Genomic DNA, 17,761 nt, shown 5'->3' on the forward strand with positions numbered 1-17,761 from the left:
CTCATAAATAGGAAGATGGGATGATTTTAGTGACGGGCGGCGCTGGTTTTATCGGTTCGAATTTTGTGCTCGACTGGCTGGCGCAGAGCGATGAGCCGGTGGTGAATGTCGACAAGCTGACTTATGCCGGCAATCTGAATAATCTGGCTTCGCTGCGTGACGACACGCGACATATATTTGTGCACGCGGATATTTGCGACAGCGAAAAAATGCAGGAATTGCTCAGCACATACAAGCCGACTGCCATCGTGCATTTCGCTGCGGAAAGCCATGTCGATCGTTCCATCCATGGCCCGGTAGAATTCGTACGCACCAATATCAATGGCACTTTCAGCCTGCTGGAGGCGGCCCGCACTTACTGGTCGCAACTGGCGGACGCAGAGAAAGAGAAATTTCGCTTCCTGCACGTTTCCACCGATGAAGTGTATGGCACGCTGGGCCCTGACGATGCACCGTTTTCCGAGACGACTTCATATGCACCGAACAGTCCTTATTCGGCATCGAAAGCAGCGTCCGACCATCTGGTGCGTTCCTATCATCACACCTACGGCTTGCCGACACTGACCACGAATTGCTCGAACAATTATGGTCCGTACCATTTCCCGGAAAAACTGATTCCCCTGATCATCGCCAATGCACTTGCTGGAAAACCTTTGCCTATTTATGGCGATGGACAGCAAATTCGCGACTGGCTGTATGTCGGCGATCACTGCACCGCGATTCGTCGTGTGCTGCAAGCCGGCAAGCCGGGAGAAACCTACAATATCGGCGGCTGGAACGAGAAGGCCAATCTGGATGTCGTGCATACCCTGTGCGATATGCTGGATGCATTGCAGCCGAATGCTGCGGGCAGCAGTTATCGGAAACAGATTACTTATGTCACCGATAGGCCTGGCCATGATCGCCGTTATGCGATTGATGCGCGCAAGATAGAACGTGAGCTTGGCTGGAAACCTGCCGAGACCTTCGACAGCGGTATCAGGAAAACCGTGCAATGGTATCTCGACAATCAGGCATGGGTGCGTGATGTACAGTCCGGCGACTACATGAAGTGGCTGGATAAAAATTACAAGCAGCGCAAATCATCTTCGGACGCACAGGAAACAGCATGACGCAGCCGCTCGCCACTCCAGCCCATAATTCAATACGCAAGGGCATCATTCTCGCCGGAGGATCGGGCACGCGCCTGTATCCGGTCACGATATCGGTTTCCAAGCAATTGCTGCCGGTGTACGACAAGCCGATGATCTATTACCCGCTGACGACGCTGATGCTGGCGGGCATACGCGATATTCTGCTGATCTCTACACCGCAGGACACGCCGCGCTTTCAGGAGCTGCTGGGTGATGGCAGCCAGTGGGGCATCAATTTGACTTATGCGGTGCAGCCTTCGCCGGATGGTTTGGCGCAGGCATTCATCATTGGGCGCAGCTTTATCGACAATGGTCCATCCGCATTGATATTGGGTGACAATATTTATTATGGTCACGCGTTTGATCAGCAGTTGCGGCAGGCGTCTGAGCGGACGAGCGGATCGACGGTCTTTGCCTATCACGTACAAGATCCTGAGCGTTACGGCGTAGTTGAATTTGACAAGGAGCGCCGTGCGGTCAGCATCGAAGAAAAACCGCTGATACCGAAATCAAATTACGCGGTAACCGGCTTGTACTTCTACGACAATCAGGTATGTGATATTGCTGCTTCCATCAAACCGTCTGCGCGTGGCGAACTGGAAATTACCGATGTCAATCGCACCTATCTGGCGCGCGGCGAGTTGAATGTCGAATTGATGGGGCGCGGCATGGCGTGGCTGGATACCGGCACGCACGAGTCATTGCTGGAAGCTGGGCAGTTCATTGCGACGATCGAAAATCGTCAGGGCCTGAAAGTCGCCTGTCCGGAAGAGATTGCGTTTCGCAAGGGTTATATCGATGCCGCGAAACTGGAACAGCTTGCAGAACCACTGAAGAAGAATGGCTATGGTCGTTATCTGATGCGCATACTTGACGATAAAGTATTTTGATTATGAATGTTGTGAGTATGGCGATTCCTGATGTGCTGTTGATCGAACCGAAAGTGTTCGGCGACGATAGAGGGTTTTTCTTCGAGAGTTTCAATGAACAGCGTTTTGCTGCAGCCGTTGGCAAAACGGTTGAGTTTGTACAGGACAATCACTCCAAGTCTGCGCGTGGGGTATTGCGCGGTCTGCATTACCAGATACAACAGCCGCAGGGAAAACTGGTGCGCGTGGTGTCAGGAGAAGTCTTCGATGTCGCCGTCGATATCCGTAAAAGCTCGCCGACTTTCGGTTTGTGGGTGGGTGCCGTGCTGTCTGCCGAGAACAAGCGCCAGATGTGGATACCGGAAGGCTTTGCGCATGGTTTTGTCGTGACCAGCGATTCGGCTGAATTTTTGTACAAAACGACGGATTATTGGGCGCCAGAATATGAGCGTTGCATCGCCTGGAACGATCCTGCCATCGGCATAGAATGGCCGATCACTGGCAATCCGATTTTGTCGGGTAAGGATCAAAACGGTATGTTGCTCGCCGATGCCGAGGTTTTCGCTTGAAGATCCTGCTTACAGGAAAAACCGGCCAGGTCGGTTACGAACTGGAACGCACGCTGCAAGGTTTGGGCGAAATCGTTGCGCTTGATCGGCAGCAGATGGATCTGGCGAATCTGGATCAGGTGCGCGACGTCATCCGTAGCGTCAAGCCACAACTCATCATCAATCCGGCCGCTTATACGGCGGTTGATCTGGCCGAAAGCGCTCCCGATCTTGCGATGCGCATCAATGCCGATGCGCCGGGCGTGATGGCTGCCGAAGCGAAGAAGCTGGGCGCGGCGATGATTCATTATTCGACGGATTACGTTTTCGATGGCGAGAAGGCGGAAAGCTATACGGAAGAGGATGTACCACATCCGCAAAGTGTCTACGGCCGCAGCAAGCTGGCCGGCGAACAGGCCATACAGGCAGCAGGAATTCCGCATCTGATTTTGCGCACCAGCTGGATCTACGGTTTGCGTGGGAAGAATTTTTTACTGACGGTACAGCGTCTGGCGCAGGAACGCGATGAATTACGCATCGTGGCCGATCAGTTTGGTGCGCCGACCTGGTCTCGCACACTGGCTGAAGTGACTGCGCATGCGATTTGTCAATTGCAGGGCGGCGGTACGCAGGCCAACATTGATCACGCTGCCTGGTCGGCACATTCAGGTTTGTATCATGTGACTGCGCAAGGTCGAACGAGCTGGCACGGTTTCACGCAGGCTATCATCGCGCATTCGTCAGGCTTGAAACAGCCCAAGGTCACGCCGATCGCGACGCAGGATTATCCATTGCCAGCCAAACGCCCGCAAAATTCGGTACTGTCTTCGCAGCGTTTCATGCAGACGTTTTGCAGTTTGCCGGAGTGGGATGCGGCATTGAAGCTGTGTGTGGATTGAGAACGGTCGAATAAGCCGAATCGCTTACCTAATAGATAAAGGCTGCTGTTGATCACGATGTACGTGAGCAACAGCAGCCTTTGATGTTTTAAGGCTCAGGAAACGAGCCTTCGCTATGTGCTTACTTGTAGCCGACCCGATCCAGAATACGCTGTGCCGCAATCTGGTTTTTGCCGATGGCAGCAACAGAAACATTTTCCATCTTGAACTTTCCGAGTGCGGCTAGAGCAGGATTTTTCACCGGGGTTTTTGCCACTGCTGGCCATTCGTTATTGCCTTCTGCAAAGTAACCTTGCGCTTCGTCGCTGGCCAGATATTCCAGGAACTTCACGGCAGCTTCGCGATGCGGAGCATTCTTCGCAACACCGCCACCGGCAATGTTGAAATGCGTGCCGCTGGTTTGTGCATTCGGCCAGATGAAGCCGACGTTTTTCATTGCTGCGATATCTTCCGGCTTGGTCGAACGCAGCAGGCGTACGTAATAGTAGGAATTGGCAATCGCTACACCGCATTCACCGGAAGCGACGCCCTTGATCTGATCGGTATCGCCACCGCGTGGAGGGCGGGAAAAATTGGCCACCATGCCTTTGGCCCATTGTTCCGTCGCTTTTTCACCATCGCGTTCTATCATCGAACCGATCAGCGACAGATTGTAAGGATGGGAACCGGAACGGGTACAGACCTTGCCCTTGTTGACAGGATTGGCCAGCGATTCATAGGTTGCGACATCGGCAGGGTTGACCTTGTCCTTGTTATAGACGATCACGCGTGCACGTGTCGAGAAACCGAACCATTCCGGTCCCTTGCCATCGTCCTTGCCGCGCAGATTGGCCGGAATGCGTGCATTCAGGATTTTCGATTGCACCGGCTGGAAAAAACCTTCAATTTCGGCGCGCCAGATGCGTGCAGCATCGACCATCACGATGACATCGGCCGGACTGTTTTTGCCTTCATTTTTAAGGCGTTCAAATAGCGCATTGTCGTCCGCTTCGATGCGATTGATCTTGATGCCCGTTTGCTTGGTGAAATTGGCATACAGGATTTCGTCTGTCTGGTAATGGCGGGCGGAGTACAGATTCAATTCCTTGTCTTGAGCCTGTACTGCCGATGCTGACAAAGTGATCATGGCAAGAAGAGATGCGATGGGAAATCTCATGTTTTTCCTTATGATTTAATGATTTTTTAACTTGAGAAAGTATATAGTGATCACCCACCTAAATGCAAATTATTCTCAATTGGAGATTGGTGCATGATGAAACACGGATGTAATTTTCGTCATTTCAAACGCACCTGCCAAAAAAAGGTAACCTTCGTACTTTGCAAATTAGCGCTTTTTCCCATGTCCCGTATCTCCCACTCCCTATCCCGTTTTTCCAGCGTCATCCTGTCATGCATTGCATTATCGATTGCAGGTTGTTCCACACTCATGCCATTCACATCGGAACCGGCCGTGCCAGCGGTGGTGCCGGCAAAATCCGGAGCGCCGATCAAAATCGCGCTGGTACTGGGCGGCGGCGCAGCGCGCGGGTTTGCGCATATAGGGGTAATCAAGGCTCTGGAATCGCAAGGAATAGTGCCGGACATGGTGGTCGGCACGAGCGCAGGCAGTCTGGTCGGCGCTTTGTATGCGGCTGGCAACAATGGGTTTGCCTTGCATAAAATGGCGCTGGCAATGGATGAGGCCGCCATCTCTGACTGGTCGGTGCCTTTCTTTGCCAAATCGAGCGGCGTATTGAAAGGCGATGCGCTGCAGAATTACGTCAATAAATCGGTGCGCAATGTCACCATCGAGAAAATGAAAATCCCGTTTGCTGCAGTGGCTACGGATTTGAATACCGGTCTTCCGATTCTTTTCCAGCGCGGCAATACCGGATTGGCTGTGCGTGCCTCATCGGCAGTTCCCGGACTTTTTCAGCCGGTGAAGATAGGCGAGCGCATGTATGTTGACGGCGGTCTGGTGGCGCCGGTGCCGGTGCATTTTGCGCGTGAAATGGGGGCGGATTTCATTATCGCCGTGAATATTTCGGTGCAGCCGGAGGCGCAACTTGCTTCCAGTTCGGTCGATGTACTGCTGCAAACCTTTGCCATCATGGGACAAAGCATCAACAATTATGAATTGAAGGATGCCGATATCGTAATTCGCCCCGGACTCGGCATGATGAAAGGCAACGATTTCAACGGCCGCAATCTGGCGGTGCTGGCCGGCGAACAGGCGGCGATGGCGCTGATGCCCGAGATCAAGCGCAAACTCAAAATCAGACGTGAACGGTAAATGGCAGATGAAAAAAAACCGCACGATTCAGTGCGGTTTTTATTTGTGTGCAGAAAAATGCTTACTGATCCTGATCGCTGATGCGGCGGCCGCCGTTAAAGCGTTTTTTCCAGTATGCGACATCCATGCTTTCAATTCTTACCTGGCCGCCGGGGGAGGGCGCATGGATGAATTTTCGATCGCCCAGGTAGATGCCAACATGGGAAAAGCCGCGTTTCAGAGTATTGTAAAAAACCAGATCGCCGGGCTGCAGATCTTTTTTATCGATATGCTCGCCGACCCGGCTGATTTCCACCGAGGTGCGCGGCAAGTCCTTGCCCCAGGCTTCCTTGAATATATGCTGAACCAGGCCGCTGCAATCAAGACCGTTTTCCGGCGTGGAGCCGCCGTACTTGTAGCGTATACCCAGCATGCCCATGGCCTGCAAGGCCAGTTCTGAAGCGCGATGTGTCAAATCCTGCAATTTGCTGATCGGCTTGTCGGTTTCCTGTATGAGTAGATCACTACTCCAAGCGGCCGAAGTCGCCATCAAGCTGAGCGCGAATATGGCTGAGCACGCTAATTTGAACGTGAGTAGAGGTCGTTGAAAAAATGTCATTAATTGCAATTTCATTCAATGGGACTGAGGGAATGTAAGGCAATCTGGAAGTGCTGTCAAAATTTATTGGCTGGCGTTATGCTGTTACCAACATTGAAAAGGGCTAATTTGCATGCTGAATGATTCGTATCGCGATATTTCGTTGAAGCCGCGTATTTTGATTGCCGACGATTCCCGCATCGTGCGTGCGACCCTGATCAAGCACATTGAAGGCATGTTTGAATTCCGTGAAGCGCTGGATGGCGAGCAGGCCTGGGAAATGTTGCTGATTGATCCCAGCATCCGCGTCGTGATCTCGGACCTGACCATGCCCAAGCTCGACGGCTATGGACTCCTGAAACGCATACGTTCGTCAAAAATAGGTCGCATACGCACGATGCCGGTTGTGGTTGTCTCGGGTAGCGACGAGCAGGCCGAACGCGATCGGGCCAAGGCGGCGGGTGCCACTGACCTGATCACCAAGGGCATAGGCACCGGACAGCTTTTGTCACGACTGGATATTCTTTCAAAACTGGTCAGCACCCAGAACGAGTTTGAGCGCGGTCTGGAAGCATTGGCCCAGCAAGTCGACAGCAATCATCACATAGCCCTGCTGTCGCCGGATGCATGGACCGTACAGGCAGAGGGGATGCGCGCCAGCGCAGTACGCCAGCACAGGAATTTTGTCGTGTTGAATGCGTGCATAGGCCTCAAGCATCTTGAGCTGGAAGGCTATCCGTCGTTGCCGCCGCACAGCATCATCAATGCCATCGGCCAGCTTTTGCATCGCACGGTGCGACAAACCGATTGCGTTGCGCGTACCGGAGAAATCGAGTTCACGATTGCCACCGGCAGCATACATTTCGATTCCGCCCGCCATTTTGCCGAGCGCGTTTGCCGCGCGATTGCACATGCCAACCTGATCAAGGATGGGCAGATGGCCCTGATTGCGAGTTGTGGCGTTGTTTCGATCAGTGAATACGCCGAAGAAACTGCAGCGACTACAGGAACGCTGGACGCCATGATGGTGGTGGCAAAAAAACGCGCCTTGCTGGGCTTGCAAAATGCGATTACCGGGGTAATCGGCGCGCAGGAAGAAGCGTTATTGGAACAAGGCGGGCATTTGCCGGATATGCAGCTTCCTGTTGCCGCTTCGGTAGCGTCAAACAGTGAGGCCGATTTGTCGATGGATCTGGCTACCTTGCTCCGCTGGATTAAAGAGGGGCGGGAAGCCGAGGTGCTGGCGCATATAGGCAAGATGTCTGGCGAATTGCAGCCTCTGGTGGATTTGCTGTTGAAGCAACACAAGGTCTAGAACCTTCATCAAGGTTTTCCAGGTGTTTGATACGAATCCATCAATTTTGTTAATGAGCAAGTTACGCCAGAGTCATTGGCATCGATTAAAGCTATTTTTCAGATTCGTGCCGTAAATGTTCGCCGCGACGGTCGATCAACGTTGCCCTGACGCTTTTTGCATGATATTCCATCAGCATGATTTTGAAATTTCCCGGCACGGTCGGGTCATTGGTCAAACTATGCAGCAACTGGGATTGTATAAACATGGTTTGCTTTTTCAGCATTTCGCAATCCAGGTTCGGCACTCCTTGATTCATCTTGGCAACCAGACTCAATACGTCGCGTTTAAATCGATATAAAGGGGAGTGCAAAAGAATGTTTTCAACATGCGGCGTTGATTTTTTGCCGACATTTTCCTGCCTGGGCTTTTTTTCAGCTTCACGAGGGGGTGGTAGATGAGGTGTCACATCGCGTTTGAAGAACATATCTTTTCCTTTCTGCTGCAAAAGGACAATATGGTTACGTCAACCTTTTATGAATGTTGCCATCCAATAACAAAAAATTACATCAGGCTTCGTAGGTACATTTGCCTTTGATCCCAGGCACACCGAAATGGTACGCGGCAAGATTTGTAGGCATTACTAAATATACGCCGACTTGCTAAATAGAAAAGTTAATTTAAGTTAATTTATTGGAAATTGTAGTTACTCCCGATAAAAACAACGATGCCTTACAATACATTTTTCTTTCAGAGGAGTTCCCATGCAATCAAAACAAATATTGACGCTTGAAGATGTAAAAAAAATTGCGGCAGCAGCAGAGACCGAAGCGACGTTGAATAAATGGAATGTCACGATTGCCATCGTGGATGATGGCGGGCATTTGCTGTGGTTGCAACGCATGGATGGTGCCGCACCGATTTCATCCCATATCGCGCCGGCCAAGGCAAAGACGGCCGCATTGGGTCGCCGTGAATCCAAGGTTTATGAAGACATCATCAATAACGGTCGCTTCTCGTTCATGACTGCGCCGACGCTGGAAGGCATGCTGGAGGGTGGCGTACCTGTCATCATCAACGGCCAATGTCTGGGCGCTGTCGGCGTATCGGGTGTGAAATCGACTGAAGACGTGCAAATTGCCAAAGCTGGCCTGATTGCGATTGGCGCCTGATATTGCCGGCCTGGTTTTGCCGGGCTGACATTGCAGGCATCCGTCATGTAAATGCCCTCGCAGGAGCCGATCAGGTTGCCAGTCGAGGGCATTTTGCGCTATAATTCGGCGGTTTAGCTAATTTTACTCCGCTGTAGCGCATACCCATTTCCCATCGTCTCAATACGACTAGTAGAACCCCTTGATCGAGCGCATAGTCTCGGTTCAGCAAGCGCGCAAGCTGCGCGGGTTTCGGCGGTCGATCTGGCGCAGCGCAACGGCGGTAACAACATCAGGAGTTTCCCCTTGCCGCCATTCTTTTCCGGCCCTACCGTTCCGGCCATCCTAGCGCTAGCGGACGGGTCGATTTTCAAAGGTTTTTCAATTGGTGCGCCGGGTCATACGATCGGTGAAGTCGTTTTCAACACCTCGATGACCGGTTATCAGGAAATCCTCACCGATCCGAGCTACAGTAATCAGCTTGTTACCCTGACTTATCCGCACATCGGCAATACCGGCGTCAATGCCGAAGATGTCGAATCGTTCAAGATACATGCGGCCGGTTTGATCATCAAGGATCTGCCGATCCTGGTTTCCAATTTCCGTTCGACGCAAACACTGTCCGATTATCTGAAATCGGAAAATATCATCGGTATTGCAGGCATCGACACTCGCAAGCTGACACGTATCCTGCGTGAAAAAGGTGCGCAAAGCGGTGCCATTCTGGCAGGCGAAGATGCTACAGCTGAAAAAGCGTTGGCCTTGGCCAAAACCTTCGGCGGTCTGGCTGGTCTGGATCTGGCGAAAGTGGTATCGACCAAAGCATCGTATCCATGGAATGAAACCGAATGGAAACTCGGCAAAGGCTATGGCAAGCAGATCACGCCTAAATACCATGTGGTCGCTTACGATTACGGCGTCAAATTCAATATCCTGCGCATGCTGGCCGAGCGTGGCTGCAAGGTGACGGTGCTGCCGGCACAGGCGACTGCCGCCGAAGCCTTGGCGCTGAAGCCGGATGGCATCTTCCTGTCGAATGGTCCCGGCGATCCGGAACCGTGCGATTACGCCATTGCGGCGACCAAAGAGTTGATCGAACGCGGCATTCCGCTGTTCGGTATCTGTCTCGGTCACCAGATCATGGCGCTGGCATCCGGTGCGAAAACGTTCAAGATGGGTTTCGGTCATCACGGCGCCAATCATCCGGTGCAGGATCTGGATAGCAAAAAAGTGTTGATCACGTCTCAAAACCACGGTTTTGCAGTCGATGCCGCGACCTTGCCGGCCAATTGCCGCGTGACACATGTTTCATTATTTGACGGTTCGCTGCAGGGTTTCGAGCGTACCGACCAGCCGGCGTTCTGTTTCCAGGGTCACCCGGAAGCATCGCCAGGCCCGCATGACATCGCCCCCTTGTTTGATCGCTTTGTGGCGATGATGGAGAAGAATAAAAATGCCTAAACGCAGCGATATTAAAAGTATTTTGATTATTGGCGCAGGCCCGATCGTTATCGGTCAGGCTTGCGAATTCGACTATTCCGGTGCCCAAGCATGTAAAGCACTGCGCGAAGAAGGTTACAAAGTCATTCTGGTCAACAGCAATCCTGCGACCATCATGACCGATCCGGAAATGGCCGATGTGACTTATATCGAGCCGATTACCTGGCAAGCAGTCGAACGCATTATCGATAAAGAACGTCCGGACGCGATCCTGCCGACGATGGGTGGCCAGACCGCGCTGAATTGCGCGCTGGACCTGCATCACAACGGTGTGTTGACCAAGTACGGTTGCGAACTGATCGGTGCTTCGCCGGAAGCGATCGACAAGGCGGAAGACCGCTCCAAGTTCAAGGATGCGATGACCAAGATCGGTCTGGGTTCCGCACGTTCCGGCGTCGCGCACACACTGGAAGAGTCGTGGGCAGTGCAGAAGGAACTCGGCTTTCCATCCATCATTCGCCCATCGTTTACGATGGGTGGTAGTGGCGGCGGTATTGCTTACAACGCGGAAGAATTCGAAGCGATTTGCAAACGCGGTCTGGAAGCGTCGCCAACGTCCGAATTGCTGATTGAAGAATCGCTGATCGGCTGGAAAGAATTCGAAATGGAAGTTGTGCGCGACAAGGCGGACAACTGCATCATCGTCTGCTCGATCGAAAATCTGGATCCTATGGGCGTCCACACCGGTGACTCGATCACGGTGGCGCCGGCGCAAACGCTGACTGACAAGGAATACCAGATCATGCGTAACGCATCGATCGCGGTGCTGCGCGAAATCGGTGTCGATACCGGTGGCTCTAACGTGCAGTTTGCGATCAATCCGGAAGACGGCCGCATGATCATTATCGAGATGAATCCGCGCGTATCGCGTTCATCCGCGCTGGCCTCGAAGGCAACCGGTTTCCCGATCGCGAAGATCGCTGCCAAGCTGGCAGTCGGCTTCACACTCGATGAGCTGCGCAATGAAATTACCGGTGGTGCAACCCCGGCATCGTTCGAGCCTTCCATCGATTACGTCGTTACCAAGATTCCACGCTTTGCGTTTGAAAAATTCCCGCAAGCTGACAGCCACCTGACCACGCAAATGAAATCAGTTGGCGAAGTGATGGCGATTGGTCGTACCTTCCAGGAATCCTTCCAGAAAGCCTTGCGCGGCCTGGAAGTCGGCGTCGATGGCATGAATGAAAAAACCACCGACCGCGAAACAATAGAAGAAGAACTTGGCGAGCCTGGACCGGAGCGTATCTGGTACGTTGGCGACGCATTCGCACAGGGTTTCTCGCTGGAAGAAGTGCATGGCTTGACGCACATCGATCCGTGGTTCCTTGCGCAAATCAAGGAAATCATCGATATCGAACTGTGGCTGGACACGCAATCCCTGAACGCGATCGATAAAGACACGCTGTTCAAGTTGAAGCAAAAAGGTTTTGCTGATCGTCGTCTGGCTAAATTGCTGAAGACTACCGACAAGGCAGTGCGTGAACAACGTCATGCGATGAATATTCGCCCGGTCTACAAGCGCGTTGATACTTGCGCTGGCGAATTTGCCACCAACACTGCGTACATGTATTCGACGTACGAAGAAGAGTGCGAAGCGCAGCCGACCAACAAGAAAAAGATCATGGTGCTGGGCGGCGGTCCTAACCGTATCGGCCAGGGTATCGAATTCGATTATTGCTGTGTACATGCTGCACTGGCATTGCGTGAAGACGGTTACGAAACCATCATGGTCAACTGTAATCCGGAAACCGTTTCCACCGATTACGATACGTCCGATCGTTTGTACTTTGAGCCACTGACGCTGGAAGATGTGCTGGAAATCGTCGCGCTGGAAAAACCATACGGCGTGATCGTGCAATATGGCGGCCAGACTCCATTGAAACTGGCGCTCGATCTGGAAGCCAATGGCGTGCCTATCGTCGGCACCTCACCGGACATGATCGATGCGGCAGAAGATCGCGAGCGCTTCCAGAAGCTGTTGAACGATCTGGGATTACGTCAGCCGCCGAACCGTACTGCACGTACTGAAGAAGATGCATTACGTCTGGCGCAGGAAATCGGCTATCCGCTGGTGGTGCGTCCATCGTATGTTCTCGGTGGCCGCGCGATGGAAATCGTGCATGAGCAGCGTGATCTCGAACGTTATATGCGTGAAGCGGTCAAGGTGTCGCACGATTCGCCGGTATTGCTGGATCGCTTCCTGAACGACGCGATTGAAGTAGACGTCGATTGCCTGTCTGACGGCGAACGTACCTTCATCGGCGGCGTGATGGAGCATATCGAACAGGCCGGCGTGCACTCGGGTGATTCCGCATGTTCGCTGCCGCCGTATTCGTTATCGCAAGAAACCATCGCCGAACTGAAACGTCAGACTTCGCTGATGGCCAAAGGCTTGAGCGTTGTCGGCCTGATGAATGTACAGTTCGCCATTCAAAAACAGGAAATCGACGGCAAGTTGCAGGATGTCGTGTTTGTGCTGGAAGTCAATCCGCGCGCTTCGCGTACCGTGCCGTATGTATCGAAAGCCACCGGCTTGCAACTCGCCAAGATCGCGGCACGTTGCATGGTCGGTCAATCGCTGGATAGCCAGGGTATCTTCAACGAAGTTATTCCTGAATACTTCAGCGTCAAGGAAGCCGTGTTCCCGTTCGTCAAATTCCCGGGCGTCGATACCATTCTCGGACCTGAAATGAAATCGACCGGTGAAGTGATGGGCGTAGGTAAAACCTTTGGCGAAGCCTTTGTCAAATCGCAACTCGGTGCCAGCATCAAGTTGCCGCGTTCGGGCAAGGTATTTCTGAGCGTCAAGGCCAGCGACAAGCCGCGTGCGGTTCAAGTAGCCAAAGATCTGGTCGAGATCGGTTTCTCCGTGGTCGCTACCAAGGGTACTGCAGCGGCAATCAGCGCTGCCGGTATCGAAGTGACATCGGTCAACAAAGTGGCAGAGGGCAGGCCGCATATTGTCGACATGATCAAGAACAATGAAATTGCTCTGGTCATTAACACGGTGGAAGAAAAGCGCAGTGCGATTATCGACTCCCGCACGATTCGCACTTCAGCATTGGCAGCGCGCGTCACGACGTTCACAACGATCGCCGGTGCCGAAGCAGCAGTGGAAGGCATGGCCCATCTGGACGAGTTGCACGTCTATGATTTACAAGGCCTGCATAAAACCTTACACTAAGCCGATATACAGTTAGATCCTAACCACAGAGGTCACAGACGGCACCCATTATCGGTGTCAGCTGCGACCTCTGTGGTTTTCCACTTTTACGGATGGAAGCTATGACCACACCAATTACTCCACACGGTGCCAACCTCATGAAAGAGGAATTGCATCGCCTGAAAACTAAAGAACGGCCATGGGTTATTAATGCCATTGCCGAAGCGCGTGCGCAAGGCGATCTGTCTGAAAATGCAGATTACGATGCCGCCAAGGAAAAACAGAGTTTTATCGAAGGAAGAATTGCCGATCTGGAAGGCAAGCTCGGTACTTCGCAGATTATCGATCCAACCACGCTGGAAGCTGATGGCCGCATTGTGTTTGCCGCTACCGTGGATCTGGAAGATCTGGATTCGGGTGACAAGGTAACGTATCAAATCGTCGGCATTGATGAAGCGGACTTGAAGGAAAAGAAGGTTTCCATCACGTCGCCGATTGCCCGCGCCATGATAGGCAAATCAGTCGGCGATGTCGTGGCAGTGGAAGCGCCAGCCGGCATCCGCGAATACGAAGTCCTGCAAGTCCGGTATATCTGATGTTTCTGTCGCGCGCACGCCTGCTGATTGCGACCTTCTGGGTGGGAACCCTCTGGGCCGTGGGCTTTGTCGTTGCGCCGACCTTGTTCTCTACTCTCAGCGATCGGGCTTTGGCCGGCACGATCGCCGGCAACCTGTTTCGTGTGACGGCATGGCTATCGATGTTTTGCGCAGCCGCCTTGCTTGCACTGCTGTTTCAGGCAGCACGCAAGGAGCAGGAGAAAACATCGAAAACCGTGTTGTGGCTGATTGCCGGTATGGTCGCATGTACCTTGATCGGCTATTTCGGCGTCCAACCTTACATAGCCGAGTTGCGCCTGGTTCTGCATAGCGTTACCGACGCAGCATTGCTGGCCGCTGCCAAAAAACAGTTTGGCATCATGCATGGGATTTCGACCGGGGTGTATGTCATACAGAGCCTGTTTGGCGCTGCATTGATCGTTAAACTTCGTTGAAGTTTAACGATCAGGTTTTATCGTCCGAGCGACGATTTTTTTTGGCTGGTTTGACGCGGCTTGGCGCGTTTGATCGAACCGCCTTGCGTCACGCGTTCATTCCCTTTTACCATCACTTTTGTCACTGACGGACGCTTGGTGCCGCTAGGACTTGGTTTGACGATGGTGACTTCGCGCATGCCCTTGCCACGGGTTTCGCTGCGTTCTTTCACTACTTCTTTCTTGGGACGATAGATCACAAGCAATTTGCCGATGTGCTGGATAGGCGCAGTATCGAGTTTTTCGCAGATGGTGTCGTAGATGGCGACGCGCGCTTCGCGGTCGTCGCCGAATACGCGGACCTTGATCAAACCGTGGGAGTCGAGGCTGGCGTCGATTTCCTTGAGGACGCCAGGCGTCAAGCCGGCTTCCCCGATAATGACGACAGGGCTGAGAGCATGCGCTTCAGCGCGTAAGGAGCTGCGCTCGGCCGGAGTAAGTTTCAACATATATGGCAGTGGTGTCGGGGATAATTTATCGCGGCGCTGATTGCAAACCTGACAAACTTTGTCCCACAGTATTTAAAACTAGTATTCTACGCGAATGGCAAAGAAGAAATTAAACAAAAACTGGCTGCACGATCATATTAACGACCCGTATGTGAAGCTGGCGCAGAAAGAAGGCTATCGCGCACGTGCGGTATACAAGTTGAAGGAAATCGACGAAAGCGAAAAATTGATCAAGCCCGGTCAAATCATCGTCGATCTGGGTTGCACGCCGGGAAGCTGGTCGCAATATGTGCGCAACAAACTCTCAGGCAGCGTGGGTGGCGGCATCAATGGCATCATCATCGGTCTGGATATGCTGGAGATGGAACCGATTGCCGACGTCCATTATATTCAGGGCGATTTCCGCGAACAGGATGTGCTGGAGCAGTTGGAGGTGGTGCTGGCCGGGCGCAAGGTTGATCTTGTGTTATCGGATATGGCACCCAATCTGTCCGGCATTGCAGTTGCAGATGCCGCCCGGATGATGGATATTATCGAACTGGCCATCGATTTCGCACAACATCATATGAAACCTAGCGGTTCTTTGCTGGTGAAGTGTTTCAATGGTTCCGGTTTTAACGAAATCGTCGAAAAATTCAGACATGAATTCAAAACTGTTACCCAGAAAAAACCGAAAGCCAGTCGTGATAAATCTTCGGAAATTTTTTTACTGGGAAAAACGCTAAAAAATCCGCTTTAACAAAAGCTTAACTCTTGTTTATAGTGGCTTTAACCATATATCAGATACTGCAAGCCTTGCTGATTCCGAGTAGAATCGAACTTACATTTTAGTAAAAAAGGCGCTTTTCGCGTCCAAGGAGTTTTAGTGAATAACATGTTTTCCAAGGCCGCCATCTGGGTGGTGATCGGGATGGTACTTTTCACCGTATTCAAGCAGTTCGATGGCCGTACTGTATCGGGTGCGGCGACGGCGATTCCCTATTCGGATTTCCTGGACGAAGTAAAAAGCAAGCGCATCAAAGAAGCCACGATTGAAGATCGCACGATTGTTGCGACTACCACCGAGGGCAAAAAAATCAAATCCGCGATCACCTATCTGGACCGCGGTCTGATCGGCGATCTGGTCAACAATGGCGTGAAGTTCGACGTCAAGCAGCCGGAAGAGCAGTCCTTCCTTTCGCAAATTTTCATTTCCTGGTTCCCGATGCTGTTGCTGATCGGTGTCTGGGTCTTCTTCATGCGACAGATGCAGGGTGGCGGCAAGGGCGGGGCGTTCTCGTTCGGCAAGTCCAAGGCGCGTCTGCTGGATGACACGACGAATACCGTGACCTTTGCAGATGTTGCCGGTTGTGACGAGGCAAAAGAAGAAGTGACTGAACTGGTTGAGTTTTTGCGCGATCCGACCCGCTTCCAGAAACTGGGTGGACGCATTCCACGCGGCGTGTTGCTGGTGGGGCCTCCAGGTACTGGTAAAACCTTGCTGGCACGTGCGATTGCGGGTGAAGCCAAGGTTCCTTTCTTTTCCATTTCAGGTTCGGATTTCGTCGAGATGTTTGTCGGTGTCGGTGCCTCGCGCGTACGCGACATGTTCGATAACGCAAAAAAACACGCTCCCTGCATCATCTTTATCGATGAAATCGATGCGGTTGGCCGTCATCGCGGCGCCGGTATGGGCGGCGGTAATGATGAGCGTGAACAAACGCTGAATCAAATGCTGGTCGAGATGGACGGTTTTGAGCCTAACGCTGGCGTGATCGTGGTCGCCGCAACCAACCGCGCTGACGTGCTGGATAAAGCATTGCTGCGTCCAGGTCGTTTTGATCGACAGGTGATCGTTGGTTTGCCTGACATTCGTGGTCGCGAACAGATCTTGATGGTGCACATGCGCAAGGTGCCTATCGCGACTGACGTTAAAGCCGATATTCTGGCACGCGGTACACCAGGCTTCTCCGGCGCTGATCTGGCCAATCTGGTCAACGAAGCTGCCTTGTTTGCTGCACGTCGCAACAAGCGTCTGGTCGAGATGCAGGATTTCGAAGATGCGAAAGACAAGATCGTCATGGGCCCGGAACGCAAGTCGGCTGTCATGCGCGAAGAAGAACGTCGCAATACTGCTTACCATGAGTCCGGTCACGCAGTCGTTGCCAAGCTCTTGCCTAAAGCAGATCCAGTGCACAAGGTCACCATCATGCCGCGTGGTTTTGCACTCGGTTTGACCTGGCAATTGCCTGAGCATGATCGCGTCAATATGTACAAGGACAAGATGTTGGAAGAAATTTCAATCCTGTTCGGCGGGCGTATTGCGGAAGAGGTTTTCATGCACCAGATGTCGACCGGTGCATCGAATGACTTTGAACGTGCAACCAAGCTGGCACGTGCGATGGTGACGCGTTACGGCATGTCGGAAAGCCTGGGTACGATGGTGTACGAAGATACCGAGCAGGATGCCTATTTCGGACGTTCGTCAGCAAAAACCGTTTCTGAAGCGACGCAGCAAAAAGTCGATACGGAAATCCGCACGATTCTGGATACGCAATATGCGTTGTCGCGCAAGTTGATCGAAGACAATCGCGACAAGGTTGAGTTGATGGCAAAGACCCTGCTGGATTGGGAAACCATCGACTCCGACCAGATCAACGACATCATGGAAGGACGGGAGCCGCGTCAGCCTAAATATGGCATCCCGGTCAAGCGTGCAACGTCTGATACTCCTTCGAGTGGCGTTCCGCCAAATGCAACCGCGCCGGATGCACCGGCAGCGCCCGCCGCGTAATAAGTATTTCGCGCATGGGGTCAGCGGTAGTGTATTAATACAG

General features: G+C 52.6%; 17 protein-coding genes. 13 read left to right on the plus strand and 4 right to left on the minus strand.

Features of this window, described 5'->3' with window-relative positions; translation table 11 throughout:
• The first annotated feature begins 20 nt into the window (after positions 1–20).
• The 4 genes from rfbB to rfbD are packed head-to-tail and all read left to right on the plus strand — an operon-like array spanning position 21 to position 3,449.
• A complete protein-coding gene (gene rfbB, locus ACIQW9_RS02640; protein WP_402332601.1) occupies positions 21–1,112 on the plus strand; it encodes a dTDP-glucose 4,6-dehydratase in 1,092 nt (363 codons plus the stop codon).
• A complete protein-coding gene (gene rfbA / locus ACIQW9_RS02645; RefSeq protein ID WP_402332604.1) occupies positions 1,109–2,023 on the plus strand; it encodes a glucose-1-phosphate thymidylyltransferase RfbA in 915 nt (304 codons plus the stop codon). The genes rfbB and rfbA overlap by 4 nt, the downstream gene beginning before the upstream one ends.
• 2 nt (positions 2,024–2,025) lie before the next feature.
• Positions 2,026–2,571, plus strand: a complete 546-nt coding sequence (rfbC, locus tag ACIQW9_RS02650; protein WP_402332607.1) for a dTDP-4-dehydrorhamnose 3,5-epimerase — start codon at positions 2,026–2,028, stop codon at positions 2,569–2,571.
• Positions 2,568–3,449 carry a dTDP-4-dehydrorhamnose reductase gene (gene rfbD, locus ACIQW9_RS02655; protein ID WP_402332610.1) on the plus strand — a complete coding sequence of 294 codons (882 nt, stop codon included), beginning with the start codon at positions 2,568–2,570 and terminating at the stop codon, positions 3,447–3,449. The genes rfbC and rfbD overlap by 4 nt, the downstream gene beginning before the upstream one ends.
• A gap of 121 nt (positions 3,450–3,570) precedes the next feature.
• On the opposite strand, the gene ACIQW9_RS02660 is transcribed toward rfbD, so the two are convergent.
• Positions 3,571–4,605: a Fe(3+) ABC transporter substrate-binding protein gene (locus ACIQW9_RS02660; protein ID WP_402332613.1), complete on the minus strand. Its 1,035-nt coding sequence runs from the start codon at positions 4,603–4,605 to the stop codon at positions 3,571–3,573.
• A gap of 183 nt (positions 4,606–4,788) precedes the next feature.
• Between ACIQW9_RS02660 and ACIQW9_RS02665 the strand changes: the two genes are divergently transcribed.
• Positions 4,789–5,721 (plus strand): patatin-like phospholipase family protein, encoded by a 933-nt coding sequence (locus ACIQW9_RS02665; protein WP_402332615.1) that lies wholly within the window; start codon positions 4,789–4,791, stop codon positions 5,719–5,721.
• Between the two features lie 61 nt (positions 5,722–5,782).
• On the opposite strand, the gene ACIQW9_RS02670 is transcribed toward ACIQW9_RS02665, so the two are convergent.
• The gene (locus ACIQW9_RS02670; RefSeq protein ID WP_402332617.1) at positions 5,783–6,250 is read right to left on the minus strand and encodes a C40 family peptidase; all 468 of its coding nucleotides are present in this window, start codon (positions 6,248–6,250) and stop codon (positions 5,783–5,785) included.
• A 181-nt stretch (positions 6,251–6,431) separates the two neighbouring features.
• Here ACIQW9_RS02670 and ACIQW9_RS02675 point away from each other — a divergent pair, with 181 nt between their 5' ends.
• Complete coding sequence (locus ACIQW9_RS02675) at positions 6,432–7,613, plus strand: response regulator (protein WP_402332620.1); 1,182 nt, start codon at positions 6,432–6,434, stop codon at positions 7,611–7,613.
• A gap of 91 nt (positions 7,614–7,704) precedes the next feature.
• Here the strand turns inward: ACIQW9_RS02675 and ACIQW9_RS02680 are convergent, their stop codons facing one another.
• On the minus strand, positions 7,705–8,079 hold the full coding sequence (locus ACIQW9_RS02680) for a hypothetical protein (RefSeq protein WP_402332623.1): 375 nt from the start codon (positions 8,077–8,079) through the stop codon (positions 7,705–7,707).
• A gap of 277 nt (positions 8,080–8,356) precedes the next feature.
• On the opposite strand from ACIQW9_RS02680, the gene ACIQW9_RS02685 reads away from it, so the two are divergent.
• The 5 genes from ACIQW9_RS02685 to ACIQW9_RS02705 all read left to right on the plus strand — a co-directional run bounded on the left by ACIQW9_RS02685 (position 8,357) and on the right by ACIQW9_RS02705 (position 14,457).
• On the plus strand, positions 8,357–8,764 hold the full coding sequence (locus ACIQW9_RS02685) for a heme-binding protein (protein ID WP_011870676.1): 408 nt from the start codon (positions 8,357–8,359) through the stop codon (positions 8,762–8,764).
• Positions 8,765–9,049: 285 nt separating this feature from the next.
• Positions 9,050–10,204, plus strand: a complete 1,155-nt coding sequence (carA, locus tag ACIQW9_RS02690) for a glutamine-hydrolyzing carbamoyl-phosphate synthase small subunit (RefSeq protein WP_402332627.1) — start codon at positions 9,050–9,052, stop codon at positions 10,202–10,204.
• Positions 10,197–13,427 carry a carbamoyl-phosphate synthase large subunit gene (gene carB / locus ACIQW9_RS02695; RefSeq protein WP_402332630.1) on the plus strand — a complete coding sequence of 1,077 codons (3,231 nt, stop codon included), beginning with the start codon at positions 10,197–10,199 and terminating at the stop codon, positions 13,425–13,427. Before carA ends, carB begins: the two co-directional genes overlap by 8 nt.
• Positions 13,428–13,528: 101 nt before the next feature.
• The gene (gene greA, locus ACIQW9_RS02700) at positions 13,529–14,002 is read left to right on the plus strand and encodes a transcription elongation factor GreA (RefSeq protein ID WP_011870679.1); all 474 of its coding nucleotides are present in this window, start codon (positions 13,529–13,531) and stop codon (positions 14,000–14,002) included.
• Complete coding sequence (locus ACIQW9_RS02705; RefSeq protein WP_402332633.1) at positions 14,002–14,457, plus strand: DUF4149 domain-containing protein; 456 nt, start codon at positions 14,002–14,004, stop codon at positions 14,455–14,457. Before greA ends, ACIQW9_RS02705 begins: the two co-directional genes overlap by 1 nt.
• 17 nt (positions 14,458–14,474) lie before the next feature.
• Here ACIQW9_RS02705 and ACIQW9_RS02710 read toward each other — a convergent pair whose 3' ends face one another.
• On the minus strand, positions 14,475–14,945 hold the full coding sequence (locus ACIQW9_RS02710; RefSeq protein WP_402332636.1) for a YhbY family RNA-binding protein: 471 nt from the start codon (positions 14,943–14,945) through the stop codon (positions 14,475–14,477).
• Positions 14,946–15,039: 94 nt separating this feature from the next.
• Between ACIQW9_RS02710 and ACIQW9_RS02715 the strand changes: the two genes are divergently transcribed.
• Complete coding sequence (locus ACIQW9_RS02715; RefSeq protein ID WP_402332639.1) at positions 15,040–15,684, plus strand: RlmE family RNA methyltransferase; 645 nt, start codon at positions 15,040–15,042, stop codon at positions 15,682–15,684.
• Between the two features lie 126 nt (positions 15,685–15,810).
• On the plus strand, positions 15,811–17,718 hold the full coding sequence (gene ftsH / locus ACIQW9_RS02720) for an ATP-dependent zinc metalloprotease FtsH (protein ID WP_402332641.1): 1,908 nt from the start codon (positions 15,811–15,813) through the stop codon (positions 17,716–17,718).
• The last annotated feature ends 43 nt before the right edge of the window (positions 17,719–17,761 follow it).

This window comes from Herminiimonas sp. NPDC097707 (genome assembly GCF_044761395.1).
GTDB lineage: Bacteria > Pseudomonadota > Gammaproteobacteria > Burkholderiales > Burkholderiaceae_D > Oxalicibacterium.

What these genes read in the sequence shown, in the direction of transcription:
- rfbB (WP_402332601.1), top strand. Translation starts at nt 21, where the DNA reads ATGATTTTAGTGACGGGCGGCGCTGGTTTTATCGGTTCGAATTTTGTG.
- rfbA (WP_402332604.1), top strand. Translation starts at nt 1,109, where the DNA reads ATGACGCAGCCGCTCGCCACTCCAGCCCATAATTCAATACGCAAGGGC.
- rfbC (WP_402332607.1), top strand. Translation starts at nt 2,026, where the DNA reads ATGAATGTTGTGAGTATGGCGATTCCTGATGTGCTGTTGATCGAACCG.
- ACIQW9_RS02660 (WP_402332613.1), bottom strand. Translation starts at nt 4,605, where the DNA reads ATGAGATTTCCCATCGCATCTCTTCTTGCCATGATCACTTTGTCAGCA.
- ACIQW9_RS02665 (WP_402332615.1), top strand. Translation starts at nt 4,789, where the DNA reads ATGTCCCGTATCTCCCACTCCCTATCCCGTTTTTCCAGCGTCATCCTG.
- ACIQW9_RS02670 (WP_402332617.1), bottom strand. Translation starts at nt 6,250, where the DNA reads ATGGCGACTTCGGCCGCTTGGAGTAGTGATCTACTCATACAGGAAACC.
- ACIQW9_RS02675 (WP_402332620.1), top strand. Translation starts at nt 6,432, where the DNA reads ATGCTGAATGATTCGTATCGCGATATTTCGTTGAAGCCGCGTATTTTG.
- ACIQW9_RS02680 (WP_402332623.1), bottom strand. Translation starts at nt 8,079, where the DNA reads ATGTTCTTCAAACGCGATGTGACACCTCATCTACCACCCCCTCGTGAA.
- ACIQW9_RS02685 (WP_011870676.1), top strand. Translation starts at nt 8,357, where the DNA reads ATGCAATCAAAACAAATATTGACGCTTGAAGATGTAAAAAAAATTGCG.
- carB (WP_402332630.1), top strand. Translation starts at nt 10,197, where the DNA reads ATGCCTAAACGCAGCGATATTAAAAGTATTTTGATTATTGGCGCAGGC.
- greA (WP_011870679.1), top strand. Translation starts at nt 13,529, where the DNA reads ATGACCACACCAATTACTCCACACGGTGCCAACCTCATGAAAGAGGAA.
- ACIQW9_RS02705 (WP_402332633.1), top strand. Translation starts at nt 14,002, where the DNA reads ATGTTTCTGTCGCGCGCACGCCTGCTGATTGCGACCTTCTGGGTGGGA.
- ACIQW9_RS02710 (WP_402332636.1), bottom strand. Translation starts at nt 14,945, where the DNA reads ATGTTGAAACTTACTCCGGCCGAGCGCAGCTCCTTACGCGCTGAAGCG.
- ACIQW9_RS02715 (WP_402332639.1), top strand. Translation starts at nt 15,040, where the DNA reads ATGGCAAAGAAGAAATTAAACAAAAACTGGCTGCACGATCATATTAAC.